The 15984-nt window shown below is 52.2% G+C and carries 20 protein-coding genes; 17 read left to right on the forward strand and 3 right to left on the reverse strand.

All coding sequences use genetic code 11. The annotated features are described in order from the left end of the window. The first annotated feature begins 88 nt into the window (after positions 1-88). The 17 genes from ACYUBO_RS04605 to hisB all read left to right on the forward strand — a co-directional run bounded on the left by ACYUBO_RS04605 (position 89) and on the right by hisB (position 13778). Entirely contained in the window at positions 89-1303 is a 1215-nt protein-coding gene (locus ACYUBO_RS04605) for an ABC transporter substrate-binding protein (RefSeq protein ID WP_460372712.1), read from the forward strand. Next, positions 1303-2064 (forward strand): ABC transporter permease, encoded by a 762-nt coding sequence (locus ACYUBO_RS04610; protein WP_460372714.1) that lies wholly within the window; start codon positions 1303-1305, stop codon positions 2062-2064. Before ACYUBO_RS04605 ends, ACYUBO_RS04610 begins: the two co-directional genes overlap by 1 nt. Beyond that, positions 2061-2819 (forward strand): ABC transporter ATP-binding protein, encoded by a 759-nt coding sequence (locus ACYUBO_RS04615; RefSeq protein WP_460372715.1) that lies wholly within the window; start codon positions 2061-2063, stop codon positions 2817-2819. The genes ACYUBO_RS04610 and ACYUBO_RS04615 overlap by 4 nt, the downstream gene beginning before the upstream one ends. 60 nt (positions 2820-2879) lie before the next feature. Then, positions 2880-3386 carry a 50S ribosomal protein L16 gene (locus tag ACYUBO_RS04620; protein ID WP_300331491.1) on the forward strand — a complete coding sequence of 169 codons (507 nt, stop codon included), beginning with the start codon at positions 2880-2882 and terminating at the stop codon, positions 3384-3386. A gap of 72 nt (positions 3387-3458) precedes the next feature. Then, complete coding sequence (locus tag ACYUBO_RS04625) at positions 3459-4298, forward strand: fumarate hydratase (RefSeq protein WP_460372717.1); 840 nt, start codon at positions 3459-3461, stop codon at positions 4296-4298. After that, positions 4265-4843, forward strand: coding sequence for a FumA C-terminus/TtdB family hydratase beta subunit (locus ACYUBO_RS04630; protein WP_300334796.1), 579 nt, complete (start codon positions 4265-4267; stop codon positions 4841-4843). Before ACYUBO_RS04625 ends, ACYUBO_RS04630 begins: the two co-directional genes overlap by 34 nt. Before the next feature lie 67 nt (positions 4844-4910). Then, positions 4911-5183, forward strand: a complete 273-nt coding sequence (locus ACYUBO_RS04635; RefSeq protein ID WP_300334795.1) for a 4Fe-4S dicluster domain-containing protein — start codon at positions 4911-4913, stop codon at positions 5181-5183. After that, positions 5180-6280: a 2-oxoacid:acceptor oxidoreductase subunit alpha gene (locus ACYUBO_RS04640; protein WP_460372719.1), complete on the forward strand. Its 1101-nt coding sequence runs from the start codon at positions 5180-5182 to the stop codon at positions 6278-6280. Before ACYUBO_RS04635 ends, ACYUBO_RS04640 begins: the two co-directional genes overlap by 4 nt. Then, positions 6277-7065 carry a thiamine pyrophosphate-dependent enzyme gene (locus ACYUBO_RS04645; protein ID WP_460372721.1) on the forward strand — a complete coding sequence of 263 codons (789 nt, stop codon included), beginning with the start codon at positions 6277-6279 and terminating at the stop codon, positions 7063-7065. The genes ACYUBO_RS04640 and ACYUBO_RS04645 overlap by 4 nt, the downstream gene beginning before the upstream one ends. Next, positions 7062-7601 (forward strand): 2-oxoacid:acceptor oxidoreductase family protein, encoded by a 540-nt coding sequence (locus ACYUBO_RS04650; RefSeq protein ID WP_460372722.1) that lies wholly within the window; start codon positions 7062-7064, stop codon positions 7599-7601. The genes ACYUBO_RS04645 and ACYUBO_RS04650 overlap by 4 nt, the downstream gene beginning before the upstream one ends. Continuing rightward, on the forward strand, positions 7598-8686 hold the full coding sequence (locus ACYUBO_RS04655) for a succinate--CoA ligase subunit beta (protein WP_460372724.1): 1089 nt from the start codon (positions 7598-7600) through the stop codon (positions 8684-8686). The genes ACYUBO_RS04650 and ACYUBO_RS04655 overlap by 4 nt, the downstream gene beginning before the upstream one ends. Then, positions 8683-9558 carry a succinate--CoA ligase subunit alpha gene (gene sucD / locus ACYUBO_RS04660; protein ID WP_460372726.1) on the forward strand — a complete coding sequence of 292 codons (876 nt, stop codon included), beginning with the start codon at positions 8683-8685 and terminating at the stop codon, positions 9556-9558. The genes ACYUBO_RS04655 and sucD overlap by 4 nt, the downstream gene beginning before the upstream one ends. A 23-nt stretch (positions 9559-9581) precedes the next feature. Further along, positions 9582-10361, forward strand: coding sequence for a DNA integrity scanning protein DisA nucleotide-binding domain protein (locus ACYUBO_RS04665; RefSeq protein WP_460372728.1), 780 nt, complete (start codon positions 9582-9584; stop codon positions 10359-10361). A gap of 61 nt (positions 10362-10422) precedes the next feature. After that, positions 10423-11628 (forward strand): methionine adenosyltransferase, encoded by a 1206-nt coding sequence (locus ACYUBO_RS04670; protein WP_300333787.1) that lies wholly within the window; start codon positions 10423-10425, stop codon positions 11626-11628. After that, on the forward strand, positions 11609-12487 hold the full coding sequence (gene hisG, locus ACYUBO_RS04675; RefSeq protein WP_460372730.1) for an ATP phosphoribosyltransferase: 879 nt from the start codon (positions 11609-11611) through the stop codon (positions 12485-12487). Before ACYUBO_RS04670 ends, hisG begins: the two co-directional genes overlap by 20 nt. Positions 12488-12492: 5 nt before the next feature. Further along, positions 12493-13203, forward strand: a complete 711-nt coding sequence (gene hisA, locus ACYUBO_RS04680) for a 1-(5-phosphoribosyl)-5-[(5-phosphoribosylamino)methylideneamino]imidazole-4-carboxamide isomerase (protein WP_460373592.1) — start codon at positions 12493-12495, stop codon at positions 13201-13203. Further along, entirely contained in the window at positions 13200-13778 is a 579-nt protein-coding gene (gene hisB, locus ACYUBO_RS04685; RefSeq protein WP_460372732.1) for an imidazoleglycerol-phosphate dehydratase HisB, read from the forward strand. The genes hisA and hisB overlap by 4 nt, the downstream gene beginning before the upstream one ends. 25 nt (positions 13779-13803) lie before the next feature. On the opposite strand, the gene ACYUBO_RS04690 is transcribed toward hisB, so the two are convergent. The 3 genes from ACYUBO_RS04690 to ACYUBO_RS04700 all read right to left on the reverse strand — a co-directional run bounded on the left by ACYUBO_RS04690 (position 13804) and on the right by ACYUBO_RS04700 (position 15960). Further along, complete coding sequence (locus ACYUBO_RS04690) at positions 13804-14013, reverse strand: histone family protein (RefSeq protein WP_255332874.1); 210 nt, start codon at positions 14011-14013, stop codon at positions 13804-13806. Between the two features lie 172 nt (positions 14014-14185). Then, positions 14186-14947, reverse strand: a complete 762-nt coding sequence (gene mtxX / locus ACYUBO_RS04695) for a methanogenesis marker protein Mmp4/MtxX (RefSeq protein ID WP_460372734.1) — start codon at positions 14945-14947, stop codon at positions 14186-14188. Continuing rightward, a complete protein-coding gene (locus ACYUBO_RS04700) occupies positions 14944-15960 on the reverse strand; it encodes a methanogenesis marker 2 protein (protein WP_460372735.1) in 1017 nt (338 codons plus the stop codon). Before ACYUBO_RS04700 ends, mtxX begins: the two co-directional genes overlap by 4 nt. Positions 15961-15984: the final 24 nt, after the last annotated feature.

Below are 15984 nucleotides of genomic sequence, written 5' to 3' on the forward strand. Positions count from 1 at the left end.
ATTTTTCATCAAAATATCTCTATAATGTCCACGAAATTCCGAAATCCAATAGATTATATAGTCTACCTAACCACTCATATTTATGAAAATGAAGGTGTTTTGGGGTATCATAACTCTTCTAGCACTTGCCATGTTTGTAGCGGGCTGTGTCACAGAAGAAGTACCGGTAACTCCCCCCGATGGTGTGCAGAGTGAAGTAGGTATCATGTATACGGCAACCGGGCAGATGCCTGTATTGCTCTCGACCGGCCAGATTGACGGCTACATGGTATGGCAGCCATTCGTCTCTGTCGCTGAGGTTTCAGGTATTGGAACTGTCGTCAGCTACTCCCAGGATCTTCCGCCAGCAGGTACCTGGACAGATCACACCTGTGATGCCCTGTCTGCACGCGAGGACTTCATAACTGCAAACCCTGATTTTGTGAATGCATTTGCTGCACTCCTTATTCTCTCAGGCAACTACGTCCAGGAGAACCCTGATCGTGCCGCAGAGGTCTCTGCCAACTGGCTCTTTGGTGGCGGGACCATGACTTTTGGTGATGTCAAGGTTGATTCAAAGGATGTTCTTGCCCATTCCATACCGACAATACGGTTCTCGACTGAACCCTCTGAAGAGTGGCTCCAGAGTAATGATCGCTTCATCGAAGCGCTCCGCGAGATCGGCTATCTGACAGGAAGCCTTAAGGATGCCTCAACTGCCGACGTACGTGCCACACTCTATGACTTCTCCCATTACGAAGCTGCACGGGTGATGGTTGATGCAGGCGAGATCACAACTCCCGGGAAGCTGACAAAGCCAGTCTCCCTTGGGTACCTCCCATCAGATCATGATGCACCCCTCTTTGTTGCTATCAAGGACTGGGAATACTTCAATGAGAATTATGGGATTGCCCTGAAGCCCCGGGCAACTGCCCCGGGCAAGGTCGATGTTGCCGATTTAATTGTCAATGGTGAGACCATCGCCGAAGTCAGGCTCGTCCAGGGTGAAGGTGGCGCCCAGCTGATGACACTCATGGGAAGCGAAGCTATCCAGCTCTCCTATGCAGGCACCCCGCCAACAATCTCTGCAATTGACAAGGGAATGGCTATTAAGATCCTGCTTCCAACACAGAATGAAGGATCAGGCCTTGTTGTTGCGGCATCTGCTCCGGTTGATGACTGGGATTCATTCATCGCATGGGCTGATGCACGATCCGCCGAGGGTCGGCCACTGAAGATCGCCGCACCAATACGTGGCTCGATCCAGGATGTGCAGATAAAATATGCGCTCCAGGACAGCGGTGTGGTGGTGAAAGAAGTCTGATGAGATGGTATCTGAAATTATTACCTCCTTTTTTTCTTCTCCTTGCGTGGGAAGTCGCATCGGTTCTGATCAATAACCCATTCATCCTCCCAACGCCGACGTCTGTTGCTGCGGTTCTTATGACTCCCGGGGCAGATATTCTCGGGAGCGGAAGTATCATCGATAATGCACTGCTCTCTGTCTGGAGAGTTCTGCTGGGTTTTGGACTTGCGGTTCTCTGCGCAGTTCCGATTGGGATTATTATCGGCCGTTATCGCACCATCGAAGAACTGGTAAACCCGATCATCCAGCTCCTCAGGCCGATCCCGCCGCTTGCATGGGTCCCCCTGTCATTAGCATGGTTTAAGATCGGGCTCCTTTCAATCGTCTTCATCATATTCATCGGGTCGTTTTTCCCGGTTCTGATCAATAGCATAGATGGTGTTCGGAGGGTGAATCGGACCTGGATCGAGACTGCGGCGATCTATGGTGCAAAAGGGTGGAAACTCCTTGCATATGTGATTTTACCGGCTGCTGCCCCTGCGATCTGGACTGGTCTTCGGGTTGGGTTTGGAGTTGCCTGGATGTGTGTCGTTGCAGCTGAGATGCTCCCGGGCACCAGCTCGGGTATCGGGTACCTGATCATGTACTCATACAACTGGGGACAGGTGCAGGTGATCATAGCCGGTATGATTGTCATTGGTATCATCGGGATTGGCGTGGATGTTCTCTTCCGCGAAGTTGAGAAGCGAAAGTTCCAGTGGCAGGAGATGAACAGATGACAGTGGTCCTGAAAAATGTAGGCAAAACCTTTACTGCGCGTCAGAATGAGCAGCTCATTGCTCTTGATAATGTTTCTGCCGAGATCTCAAGAGGTGAGTTTCTTTGTATGCTCGGTCCTTCGGGCTGTGGAAAGACAACCCTTCTCAGGATGATCGGCGGCCTCGATCATCCGACCTCAGGGGAGATTATTGTTGAAGGAACGCCCGTCACCGGACCCGATCCACGTCTTGCCATGATCTTTCAGGAATACTCGCTCTACCCCTGGCGAACTGTCCGGGCAAATGTGGGCTTCGGCCTCCAGATGCGCGGGATGCCGCATGATGAGCGCGAGGAGATTGTCAACCGGTTCATCGGTCTGGTTGGTCTGGAAGGATTTGGTGATAGTTACCCATATGAACTCTCAGGAGGGATGCGGCAGCGGGTTGCAGTTGCCAGAGCGCTGGCAACCGATCCTGCTGTCCTCCTGATGGATGAGCCCTTTGGCGCCCTCGATGCACGGACACGAAACCGGATGCAGAAAGAACTCCTCCTGATCTGGGAGAAGACGAAGAAGACGGTTATGTTTGTTACTCACAGTGTGGATGAAGCAGTCTTTTTAGCTGATCGGATCATGGTGCTCTCAGCACGACCCGGAAGGATAGCCGGGATCTATGATGTCGACATCCCCCGCCCCCGCGACCGTACCAGTGTCGAGTTTGCAACCATCCGCCGGAATGTGCTGGAATTTATCGATCGTCTCGAGCACAGCCAATAACTTTTATACCTCATACCATCCATTTTATTAAGCATATTTTCATAGCGAGGAGTTTTTTACATGGTACGAAAACCAGCAAAGATGTACAGGGCCATTTCAAAGAAGGCATATACACGCAGGAAATATATGGGTGGTGTCCCGGGCCTGAAGATTGTCCAGTTTGATATGGGGAATCTGAAGGAAGAATTCCCGGTTGCCCTCCACCTTGAAGTGAAAGAGGCATGTCAGCTTCGTCACACAGCTCTTGAAGCTGCCCGTGTGAACATGAATCGTCGCCTTATGAAGGAAGTGGGCAGGAGCAACTTCCATATGAAGCTCCGTGTCTATCCCCACCATGTTCTCAGGGAGAACAAACAGGCAACTGGTGCAGGTGCGGACCGTGTTTCAGAAGGAATGCGCCTTGCATTTGGAAAGGCAGTCGGGACCGCTGCACGTGTACACGAAAGACAGCGTGTCTTCACCATCTGGACATCTCCCCAGTACGTTGAGAAAGCAAAGTATGCGCTTCTCCATGGCGGACATAAGCTTCCAACACCTGTTTGTGTCGTCATCGAAGAGAAGAACTAAAAACCTTCAATATCTTTTTTTTTACCTGCATATTTCACGACTTTTATCATCTTTCGCATCATATCAGGCGGTATGAGTACCCGTGAAGAGCAGACGCTCCGGAAGGCTGTCTCGGATGCGACTCTTGCCTGTATCCAAGAGGCTGAGGTATTCCTTCCCCCGGATGTAGAGGCTGCTATTGATGCTGCATACGAGTTGGAAGCCGATCCCGTGGCCCGGGGAGAGCTTGCCAATATTCGCGCGAATATCTCCGAAGCCGGGAGACTGAATCTCCCTCTCTGTCAGGATACCGGAATTGCTGTCATCTACATGACGGTACCTCATTGCTACCCTTTACATGAAACAGATCTGAGGGAAGCCGTTTATGATGGGGTCAGGCGTGCAACCCTCTCTGTCCCTCTCAGGCCAAATGCAGTCGATCCGGTTTCACGGCAGAACAGTGGTGATAATACCGGTGTTTCAATCCCGCCGATCCATATCAGCGAAGGACCTGATCTCACCATCACTGTCCTTCCGAAAGGAGCAGGATCCGAGAATGTCTCACGCATCGGGATGCTCCTTCCTTCACAGGGAAATGAGATCCCTGCATTTATTGTTGAAACGGTGCTGCTTGCAGGCGGCCGGCCATGCCCGCCGGTTGTTGTCGGCGTTGGGATTGGAGGGACATTTGATCTGGCTGCCGCTCTTGCTAAAGAGGCGCTTCTCCTCCCTATTGATGCGATGGATACCTATGAAACAGAGATCTGCACAGCAATCAACAACCTTGGAATCGGACCGATGGGTTTGGGCGGAAATACCACTGCTCTTGCCGTGAAGGTGAAGAAAGCCCACTGTCATACCGCTTCACTCCCGGTTGCCGTAAATATCCAGTGCTGGGCATGCAGGCGGGCGACACGGAAGGTGAGTCTGTGAAGATTAAAACTCCGCTTGGTGATGAGATTCTCGATCTCAGGGCTGGAGATTCTGTTCTTTTATCAGGAACTATCTATACGGCCCGGGATGAGGCGCATCTCAGAATGATGGAGGAAAAAATCCCCTTTGATCCAAAGGGGGCCGCGATCTACCACTGCGGGCCAGTAATCCAGGATGATCGGATCATCGCTGCAGGACCGACCACGTCTGCCCGGATGAACAGGCTGACAGCTTTCCTCCTCGATGCCGGGGTACGCTGCCTGATTGGAAAAGGGGGGATGAGTGACGATGTTGCCGCCTCCCTGAAAGGCCGTGGCATCTACCTTGCCTTTACCGGAGGCTGTGCCGCCCTTGCGGCATCTCATATGAAACTCACCGGTGTCTTCTATCCCGATCTCGGGATGGCCGAGGCTGTCTGGGTTATTGAGGTGAATGATCTCCCGCTGGTGGTTGGCATAGATGCAGCCGGGGGCAACCTCTTCTCACTGGTAAATGACAGGGCACGGGAACGGTATGATGCATGGATCAGGGATCAGGTGCGATGATCAATGCGTTGATACGCAAGTGCTTATTGAATAGCCGCACAATTCTATATGCGAGGGTTTCCATTGCATGAAACTGGTTATCGATGATACACGGTGTAAAGGGTGCAACCTCTGCGTGATGGTCTGCCCATACAACATATTCAGGGAGGGGCAGAGGCCGAATAAGCGGGGTGTCTTTGTACCTGAACTGGATCGACCCGGACGGTGTACAAACTGCCGCCTCCAACAGCTGTACCAGCGCCGCCTCTGCGGAGTATGCCAGACCATCTGCCCCGATCAGGCGATCAGATGGGTTCAGGAGGCCCCCTTTGAACCGCATAAGGTGGTGATCGAATATTGACGCGAATTAACTTTATGCAGGGGAATGATGCCTGTGCAGAAGGTGCAGTTGCGGCAGGATGCCGGTTCTTTGCAGGATACCCAATTACCCCGTCATCTGAGGTTGCCGAGCAGATGGCTCGCCGCCTTCCAAAAGTTGGGGGTACATTCATCCAGATGGAGGATGAGATCGCCAGCATGGCTGCGATCATCGGTGGGGCATGGACTGGTGTGCGGTCGATGACAGCAACGAGCGGTCCTGGCTTTTCCCTGATGATGGAGAATATCGGGTATGCCGCATTCACCGAAACACCATGTGTGGTCATCAATATCCAGCGCGGGGGCCCCTCAACCGGCCAGCCGACGATGGCTGCCCAGGGGGATATGCTTCAGGCACGGTTTGGCTCGCATGGTGATTACAGCGTGGTTGCTCTTGCCCCATCAACCGTTCAGGAGATGTTTGACCTTACGGTGAAAGCATTCAACCTTGCAGATCGGTTCCGGGTTCCCGCTTTTCTGATGTCCGATGAGATCATCGGCCATCTCCGGGAAAGGGTGGAGTTCCCTGATGAGGTTGAATGTATTCCTCCAAAGCTGATAAGGGAGGGTATGCTTCCATTTGAACCAGAAGACGATCTTGTACCCGGATTCACTCCGTTTGGCAAAGGGCACCGGGTTCATGTGACCGGACTTACGCATAACGAGAAAGGATATCCTGCATCAACCGATCCTGATCTCCATGAGAAGCTGGTGATGCGGCTTGTGGAAAAGGTCGAACGGGCACGCCATGAGATTGCAGATTATGATATTGTCAACCCGGAAGCCGAGATCGTCTTCATCTCCTATGGTGCTCCGACGCGTGCGGTTCGCCAGGCTCTCCTGGATGCACCCGGGAAAACCTATGGACACCTGAATCTCAGGATCGTCTGGCCATTCCCTGAAGATCTCCTAAAGCAATTCCCAAATGCACGGGTGTTTCTTGTTCCCGAGATGAATCTCGGACAGATTGCGCGGGAGATTCAGCGGCATGTCGATCAGCCTGTTATCCCGATTCCGCGGCTTGGAGGCGAACTCCATGTTCCGTCATATCTTCTGAAATCAGCGGAGGAACATGAATGACAGCTGAAGAGTGGTTCAGGGAGGATCGTCTGCCTCATATCTTCTGTGCCGGATGCGGGAATGGCACAATCATCAACTGCACCCTCGAGGCAGTCGACTCTCTTGGATGGAAGATCGATGATACGGTCTTTGTATCCGGGATAGGCTGCTCGTCACGGGCGCCGGGATATATCAAAACCGACTCGCTCCATACCACGCATGGCAGGGCACTCCCCTTTGCAACCGGCGTGAAGATGGCAAAAAAGGATTTCAATGTGGTCGTCTTCACCGGTGACGGGGATCTTTCGGCAATTGGAGGGAACCATTTCATCCACGCCTGCCGCAGGAATATCGATATCACCATCATCTGCATGAATAACCAGATCTATGGTATGACGGGCGGCCAGGGAAGCCCCTGTACCCCAAAGGGGGCCGTATCAACAACCACTCCCTATGGCATGGATGAGAACCCCTTTGATCTCTGCGAACTGGCATCTGCTGCGGGTGCGAATTATGTGGCACGCTGGACATCATATCATGTCAGGGAGCTGACACAGGCGATAAAGACCGGCCTCCAGAGACCGGGTCTCTCGTTTATTGAAGTCATCGTCCAGTGCCCGACAAATTACGGGCGGCGGAACAAACTCCGTGATGTGCAGTCTATGATATCGTCGATGAAAGATCATTCACTGCTGAAAGAGAAGCGTGACCGTCTCCTTGCCGAAGGAAAACCGATCCCGGATGATATGTTTGTTGTCGGTACACTGACTGAGCGCAACCGACCGGCACTCGGGGTGAAGGAATGAAGTACGATGTGTTATTCTCGGGATTCGGCGGTCAGGGGATCATCCTCTCTGCCGTTGTCCTTGGTCGGGCAGCAGCGATGTATGATGGAAAATACGCTGTCCAGTCCCAAAGTTATGGGCCGGAGGCGCGTGGCGGGGCATCCTCAAGTACTGTCATCATCAGCAACGATCCGATCCAGTACCCAAAGGTTCTGGAGCCAAACCTCTATGTGATCATGTCTGAGGCCGGTTTCCTGAAGTTTGGCGCAGAAGCACCGGAATCTGCCCTGATGCTGATTGACACGGGGCTTGTCCAGTCCCGCCCACAATGCCGTTTCATCGAGATCCCCGCAACGATGCAGGCTAAAGAAGTACTTGGAAAGCCGATCGTCGCCAACATCGTCATGCTCGGAGCTCTCGTTTCTGCAACCGGAATAGTCAGTTTCGAAGCGATGGAGAAGGCTGTTCTTGACAGCGTTCCAAAAGGGACAGAAGAGCTCAACATCAGGGCATTGAATCTTGGTCGGGATATCGTGCAGAAAGGAGGAGATTCATGAAACTGCTTGAATACGAAGCAAAAAAAGTCTTTTCGACATTTGGAATCCCGGTTCCGGAGAGTGTCCTGATCACCAGTGCCAGAGAGGCATCTGCTGCCTGTCAGAAGATTGGCGGATCGGTGGTATTGAAGGCACAGGTCGATGTTGGTGGCAGGGGTAAAGCCGGCGGCATCCTGATGGCAACGGCAGATAATGCGGAAGCTGTTGCAACCGAACTCTTCCAGAAAGAGATAAAAGGCCTTCCTGTGAAGGAAGTGCTTGTGGAGGAGCGGCTTCCCATCCAGAAAGAATACTTTGTATCAATTGCCATTGACCGGAGCACCCGGTCCCCGGTGATCCTCTTTGCCGAAGCAGGCGGTGTTGAGATCGAGGCGACCGCCGGGGAGCGCCCGGATGCGGTCAGGAGCGCACATGTATCTCCCCTACTCAGTGAGGTTCCCGGCTTCATTCTCAGGTATCTGACCCGGGGATGTGAGAAAGAGATTATGCCGGTTATCTCAGCGCTCTACCGTGCATTTCGTGAGAAAGATGCCCTTCTTGCTGAGATCAATCCACTTGTGATCACACCGTCCGGTGTTCTTGCAGCCGATGCAAAACTGATCATCGATGATAATGCCCTTGCCCGTCAGGGGATCAGCGTGAACCGTGACCTCACCGATCGTGAGGCAGAGGCTGAGGCGCATGGGTTCTCGTACGTTGAACTGAACGGGTCGATCGGCGTCATCGGTAATGGTGCGGGACTTACCATGGCAACCCTCGATCTTATTGCCCACCACAACGGCGCCGCGGCCAATTTCCTTGATGTCGGAGGAGGTGCCGGTTCAGATCGGGTGATGCATGCAGTCAGGCTGGTTGCATCTGTTCCGGCTGTAAAGGTGATCGTTGTCAATCTGCTTGGCGGGATTACCCGGTGTGACGAGGTGGCCCGTGGCATTATCGCAGCCGGTGTTTCACAGCAGGTGATCGTCCGGCTTGCTGGAACAAATGAGGCCGAAGGGCGGGCTCTTCTTGAAGGGGCAGGCTACCGGATGCTTGAGACGATGGAAGACGCAGTTGCAGCGGCAGTTCTGGAGGCGTCATCATGATCTACTGCGATAAACAGACACGAATCCTTGTCCAGGGTGCTACCGGCAACCAGGGCGCCTTTCACATCGACCTGATGAACCAGTATGCCCGATCGGTCGGTGGTGCAGGCGTTGTTGCCGGGGTGACCCCAGGGAAGGGAGGTCTGGAAGTCCATGGTGTCCCGGTGTATGATACCGTCCGGGAGGCACAGGCTGTTCACGACACCGAAGCGTCTGTCGTCTTCGTTCCTGCGGGTGCTGCGGCCGACTCGATCATGGAGGCTGCCGATGCCGGGATTGGAACGATCGTTGCTATCACTGAGCACATCCCGGTGCATGATGTGATGAGGGCAGTTGCCTATGCACGTTCATGCGGATCAGCCGTTATCGGTCCAAACTGCCCGGGCCTCCTCTCTCCAGGTGAATGCAGGCTTGGAATCATGCCCTCCCCGCTCTTTCAGCGGGGACCGGTCGGGGTCATTTCGAGGAGCGGAACCCTGACCTACGAGGTTGTTGATGAGCTCACCAGGGCTGGTATCGGGCAGAGCACGGTTGTTGGGATCGGGGGTGATCCTGTGATCGGCGAGACGTTTGTCGATTGTATCGAGAGATTTAGCGAGGATTCGCTCACGAAAGCCGTCATCCTCATCGGTGAGGTGGGTGGTGCACTTGAGATCGAAGGTGCCGAAGCTGCACTCTCGCTCGATCTGCCACTGGTTGCCTATATCGCAGGCATCTCTGCTCCAAAAGAGAAGAGAATGGGCCATGCCGGTGCCATCATCGAAGGGGGTGAAGGTGATGCAGCATCGAAGATACAACGACTGGAGGCGATGGGTATCACCGTTGCAGCACGGCCATCCGAACTTCCCTCAAAAATACGCGAACTGTTATGATCGTGGATAAAGATCAGGTACTGATGGCAGCAGCAGCAGATCTTGCACGTTCAGTTGATGCCATCGCCATCCTCTCATTCCTCGAATCACAGCCATTTGAGTCTGATGTGCCGGTCATCTGGGTGAAGGAGCATCAGCCTGATCTGATGATCAAAAAAAATATGCAGGAACTCCTGCTCTTCTGCGAGCACCATATTCTTGATGCAGTTGTTCAGTATCATCTCAGAACCGAGGTTGCAAGCGGGAAGATCATCGGAGTCTTCCCATTTGCCATCCTCATCTATGATGTCGGGGATGGGCGTGATTACCTTGATCTCGCCAGCTATGAAGATATTGTTCCATCCGATATCCTCCATTCCGCTCTCGCCCTTGCAATTGAGATTGCACATGAAGGGAGGGAAGGTCGAAATATCGGAACCGCGTTTATCATCGGCGATGGTTCATCCCTCCTTGCCCGCTCGCACCAGGCTATCCTGAATCCCTATGCCGGCCACCCGCTGTCTGTCTGTGATATCAGGAATCGTGAGAACTGGGAGAGTGTCAAGGAGTTTGCGCAGCTTGACGGTGTCTTTATCATTACAAAAGAAGGATACATCACCGCCGCAGGCCGCTACATCGATGCGGATTCACGCGGAGTAAGCCTTCCATCAGGGCTTGGCGGCCGCCATATGGCAACAGCTGCGATTACCAGGGATGTTCCGGCTGTCGGGATCACCGTATCCGAGAGCGGCGGACTTGTCAGGGTCTTCCGCGATGGTGTCTGCAGGCTGACACTCCGATCAGAGGTGGCGCTGACCAGATGAACAATGTTAAATCAAATCCAGTCTTTTTTTATATACTGACAGAAACAAAATGAGGCTTCTCATGAAACGCACTATCAACGTTGAATCACTCCGGCAGATGCCGATTGAAGAACAGGCAATTGAACTTGTTGAACGCAAATGCATCGGGCACCCCGATAGTATCGCAGACGGAGTGGCAGAGGCCATCAGCCGCGCGCTCTGCCGTGAATATGAAAGCCAGTGTGAAGCAGTCCTCCATCACAACACCGATCAGGGTGAGGTTGTTGCCGGAGCTTCCCTCCCGTCATTTGGCGGTGGAAAGATCGTTCGTCCGATCTATCTTCTGCTGACGGGAAGAGCAACAAAATGTTTTGAGGGGCGTGTCATCCCAACCGATGCAACAGCAGTTGAAGCAGCCAGGGAATACCTGAAAGAGACCCTTCCCACACTGAACATGGAACGGGACATTATTGTTGACTGCCGTATGGGTGACGGGTCAACCGATCTCTGTGATGTCTTTAAATCCTGTGGTGGAAACGCCGTTCCAAGGGCAAATGACACCTCCTTTGGTGTCGGGCATGCACCGTTCTCTGAAGTCGAACAGATCGTGCTTGCCATGGATCAGGAGATCGCCTCTGTTCTCCGTCCGAAAAATCCGGCGATCGGATATGATATCAAGATCATGGGTCTTCGTCATGGTGAGGAGATGACTTACACCATCGCATCAGCCATGGTGGACCGGTACTGCTCATCCATCGATGACTATGTCGAGGTGACGGAGTTCATGAAGGAAGGACTTGAGGCAGTTGCCCGGAGACATACCAAACGCAAGGTCTCTGTTGCGGTAAATACTGCTGATGATATCAAGAGCCAGAGCCTCTTCCTGACTGTAAACGGAACATCTGCCGAGATGGGTGACGATGGGTCGGTTGGACGTGGAAACCGGATCAATGGGCTGATTACCCCGAACCGTCCGATGAGTATGGAAGCAGCAAGCGGGAAGAACCCGATCAACCATATCGGCAAGATCTACAACCTCCTTTCAACCGAGATCGCACAGGAAGCATGCACAAAGGTTGATGGCATCACCGAGATGTATGTCCGTCTCCTCTCACAGATCGGCCATCCGATCGATCATCCACTCGTGGCGAGCGTGCAGATTATTACCGAGAATGGTGCTGACTTTGGCAGTATCTCCCGTGATGTTGAAGAGATCGTGAATAACGGGCTTGCGAATATATCCAGTATCACCGAGAGGGTTATCAAAGGTGAACTCAAGACCTTCTGATCTGATCAGGCTGGCAATCCCGAATAAGGGAAGGATTGCTGAGCCCATTAACGATCTCATCGAGAAGAGCGGCCTCCATATCATTACCTCGGGGGATAGACGGTTGATCGCAAAAACCGTCGATCCTCATGTTGAGATACTGTATGTTCGCCCGATTGACATTCCCGAATACGTTGCGCAGGGAGTGGCTGATATCGGCATCACCGGACTTGATATGGTCGCAGAACGCGGATCAGATGTTCTTGAACTTCTTGACCTCAAAATGGGACAGGCCCGTCTTATTGTGGCTGTTCCAGAGGATTCCAGCTATCATGAGCTTGGTGATCTTGCGGGAAAGAAGGTTGCAACGGAATTTCCCGGGATCACCCGGAAATTTTTTGCGGATCATGGTGTTGATGTCTCGATCGTCTCGGTCTCCGGCGCCTGTGAGGCTGCCCCAAACCTTGGAATTGCAGATGCGATTGTGGATCTGACCAGTTCAGGGACGACTCTCAGAACCAACCACCTCAGGATTATGACTGACGTCTTCCAGAGCTCCACATGGCTCATTGCGAACCAGAGTTCTTTTTTGGAGTTTCGTGAGAAGATTGATGAGATTACTCTTGCACTTGAAAGTGTGCTGCGGGCAAAAGGGCAATGCTATCTGATGATGAATGTCAGTCGCGATCGGCTGGAAGAGATCAGATCAATTCTTCCCGGCCTCTCCGGCCCCACCGTGATGGAGGTTGCATCTGACCAGAACCTTGTCGCAGTCCATGTGGTTGTTGCCGAAGAGCGGGTATACCAGCTGATCAATATGGTCAAGCGTGCCGGTGCCAGGGATATCCTTGTGATGGATGTCCAGCGGATGATCCCGTGATGGTTATGGACATATTTCCCGCAGTTGATATCCTTGGTGGAAGATGCGTCCAGCTTGTTCAGGGTAAAAGAGAGACCGCATCTTCCTATGGTCATCCACTCTCTTCTGCCCTTCGGTGGATTGATGAAGGGGCAACAGCACTCCATATTGTGAACCTTGATGGTGCTTTTGGAAGTGCTGGGGCGAATGTGGATGTTATCCGCGAGCTGATAGCAAAAACTGATGTTTTTCTCCAGCTCGGCGGCGGTATCAGATCCGAATCCGATGCAGCCGGATGGCTTGAACTGGGTGTGGATCGCGTCATCATCGGAACGGCAGCAGCAGAAGATCCATCAATCATCAGTCGGCTTTCAATAGAACATGGAAGTGAACGGATCATGGCGGGTGTTGATGCCCGTGGTGGTGAGATAGCGATTCATGGTTGGGAGAAGACTGCCGGTGAGGTCTCTGTCTGGGCAAAAAGGTTTGAAGATGAAGGTGCTGGTTCTCTCCTCTTCACCAATGTCGATGTAGAGGGCCTCTGTGAGGGAATCGCCGTTGATCCTATACAAAGAGTTATGGCTGCGGTGAAATGCCCTGTGGTCGTCTCTGGTGGCGTCTCACGAGCAACGGATCTGAGAATTCTCCGGGAACTGGGTGTGGCAGGGGCTGTTCTCGGATCGGCTCTCTATAATGGGATGCTCTCGTTCCCTGCAGTTCTTGAGGAATTGAAATGAGACGGGCAGATATTAGTCGTGAGACGAAAGAGACGAGTATAACAATCAGCTTTGATCCGGATGGAGGTCCCCTGGAGATCCAGACGAGCCTTCCTTTCCTGGATCATATGCTTGAGTCATTTGGGAGGCACGGGGGTTTTGGCCTCTCTGTAACGGCATCAGGCGATCTCCAGGTGGATCCCCACCATACTGTCGAGGATATCGGTATTGTTCTTGGTATGGCTATTAAAGAGGCGATTGGAGATGGTCGTGGGATCACCCGGTTTGCCAATGCTGTTGTACCAATGGATGAGGCACGGGCAGAGGTTGCACTTGACTGCGGAGGAAGAGGGTATCTCGTCTTTGAAGGATCATTTGTTGGAAGTGAGACCGGGGGAATCTCAAATGATCTCTTTGAACATTTCTTCTATTCTCTCGTTCATCAGGCGGGGATTACTGCACATATCGTCTTTTCCGGCCGATCAGATCACCATATCTGTGAATCGGTCTTCAAGGCGTTTGGAATTACCCTCAATATGGCACTCAGACTGAGTGGAAACGAATCAGAGATTCGAAGTACAAAAGGAACGTTCTGAATTTTTTTAGAAAAGAGAGGAAATATCAAGCCTCGCTCTTTGCGGCGAGCTCGATGTCTTCCTCTTTGATCGTCTTTCTACCAGCGTGAAGGGCGTACTGATTTGCCTTCTTGGTGAGTTCGGCGATGTATGCTTCTGCTTTAGCAACAAGTGCTTCAGCTGCATCACTTCCGACACGCTCTGCACCATTCTTCTTTGCGATTCTTACTACAGCTGCAATTGGTAGGTCTGCCATGTAATTACCACCATTGAAAGAGTATATTGTTAAATATTTAAGGCTTTCGTATATTCAGCCCCTTTCTTCCTTCCATTTATCGGTATCTCGATGTTGGAGGGTTATTGTTAATTCAGGGTTTTCTTTTGAAAAGGGGTTTTAAATGGCTTTATTTGTGCCATTTGAGCTTATTTTATTGTTTTTTCAAATCACAGAGCTTTGCTGCCAGCCTGAGGGCATTCTCGTAATTATCAGATGCGCGCGAAGTATCGACGAACGTAACATCGATATTTACGACAGGTGCGCCATGTGATCTCCCGGAACCCAGAAGAACAAGTGTCCTGAAGATCAGGTTGCCGGATATGCCGTCAGGTGCAATCACAATCCCATACCTGTTTGCCGCCTCCTCGATCAGGATACCGGTATGAACTCCTCCGGTCAGTTGTGCAAGGAGCTCTCCCTCGGCCAATGATCGATCAACAACAGGATTCCTGCCGATATCACTCATCCGGCCTCCTGAAAGTATACCAATCGTCTGATCAATTCCGATGCATCCGGCAAGTGCAACAGCCCTCTCCACCAGGCTCACTTTCTCAGAACAAGTCCACCCTTCATCTATGCCAACGGGGGTGAGGAGGAATTTCTTTCCCTCCGGAGTTTCCAGAACCGCAATACGCTCGAGGCCTGAGGTGGTGGTTGATTCCCTGAGATACCTGAGTGTGGCATCGGATGGCAATGTTCCCCGCACCGCTCCATCGATCTCTCCGCTCAGCAGGCCATTGATGAGTGCGTGTATGGGGTTCGGTGATATATGGAAACGCACCTGTCCGCTCTCCTCTTCGCTCACCTCCTGAGAGGTATAAATGATGATGAGGAGATCGTCTGAAGCTGCCTTTCTGGCTGCCTCATATACCCTGGTAAAATCTTCCAGTGCCCCTATTCCGATTCTTCTCATAATGACTTGCACCAATCGATGGATCCGATGATCCCGTCATGGGAGAAGTCAAAGACTTCGGTGTTTTCTCCCTGATAGGTGATGGTGAGTTGCTGTGTATCGTTGATGGTTCCGATTATCTGTGCTGCCATACCTACGTCACGGAACAACCGTAAAACCTCATCTGCATGAGACTGGTTGGCAGTGAGTATGAAGCCCATTCCAGGGTACATTCGTACCCAGTGCTCAAAGGTGATCCCATGCACTGCAAGGTCGGGCATTGGTATCGACTGGAGATCAATACTCGCTCCTTTCCTGCTTACTTCAAGGAGCATCCCAAGGGTTCCGATGACACCGGGATTTGAGATATCCTTTGCAGATGTGACGAGGTGTGCCTCTCCGAGCTTCTTCATTACGCCAATCTGGGATCTGAGGGTCTTTGCATCTTTCATCGTGACAGAATCCCAGTTCATGGCACATGAAGGGTGAACACGGCCGTTGAGATCGATGGCTGCAATCACTGCATCTCCATTCTCTGCCCTGTCACTGTAAATGACCGAGTCCAGTCGTGCTGTTCCAAGAACCGCAACATCAATGACATTATATGGGGTGTTTGGATGGAGATGCCCTCCGACGATCGGAACGCCAAAACGGCTTGCAGCATCTGCCATTCCCCGTGTCACCTCCTGCATCAGTGTTTCATCCGTGAAGGAAAGGATATCAACGAGTGCAAGTGCATCTCCTCCCATCGCGGCAATATCATGAATATTTACAAGAACGGCACAGAAGCCGGACCAGTATGGATCAGCTTCCATCAGCTTGTTCCAGATACCGTCTGCGGCGAGGAGGAGAGCATCATCTCCCTTGCGGATGACGGCTGCATCTTCTCCAAACGATGCCACGATATCGGGAGAATCAAGCTTGAGAGAGCGGATGATCTCACCAATGGCGTGTTTTCTGGTCACTCCCTCGTATTCTCTAACCGCATCTGCTACTGATTGACTGGAGCAGTTCTTCACCACAATAAACACCAAATATCGATTACTCCTATATTTTTG

It is taken from the genome of Methanocalculus sp. MC3 (assembly GCF_054767395.1).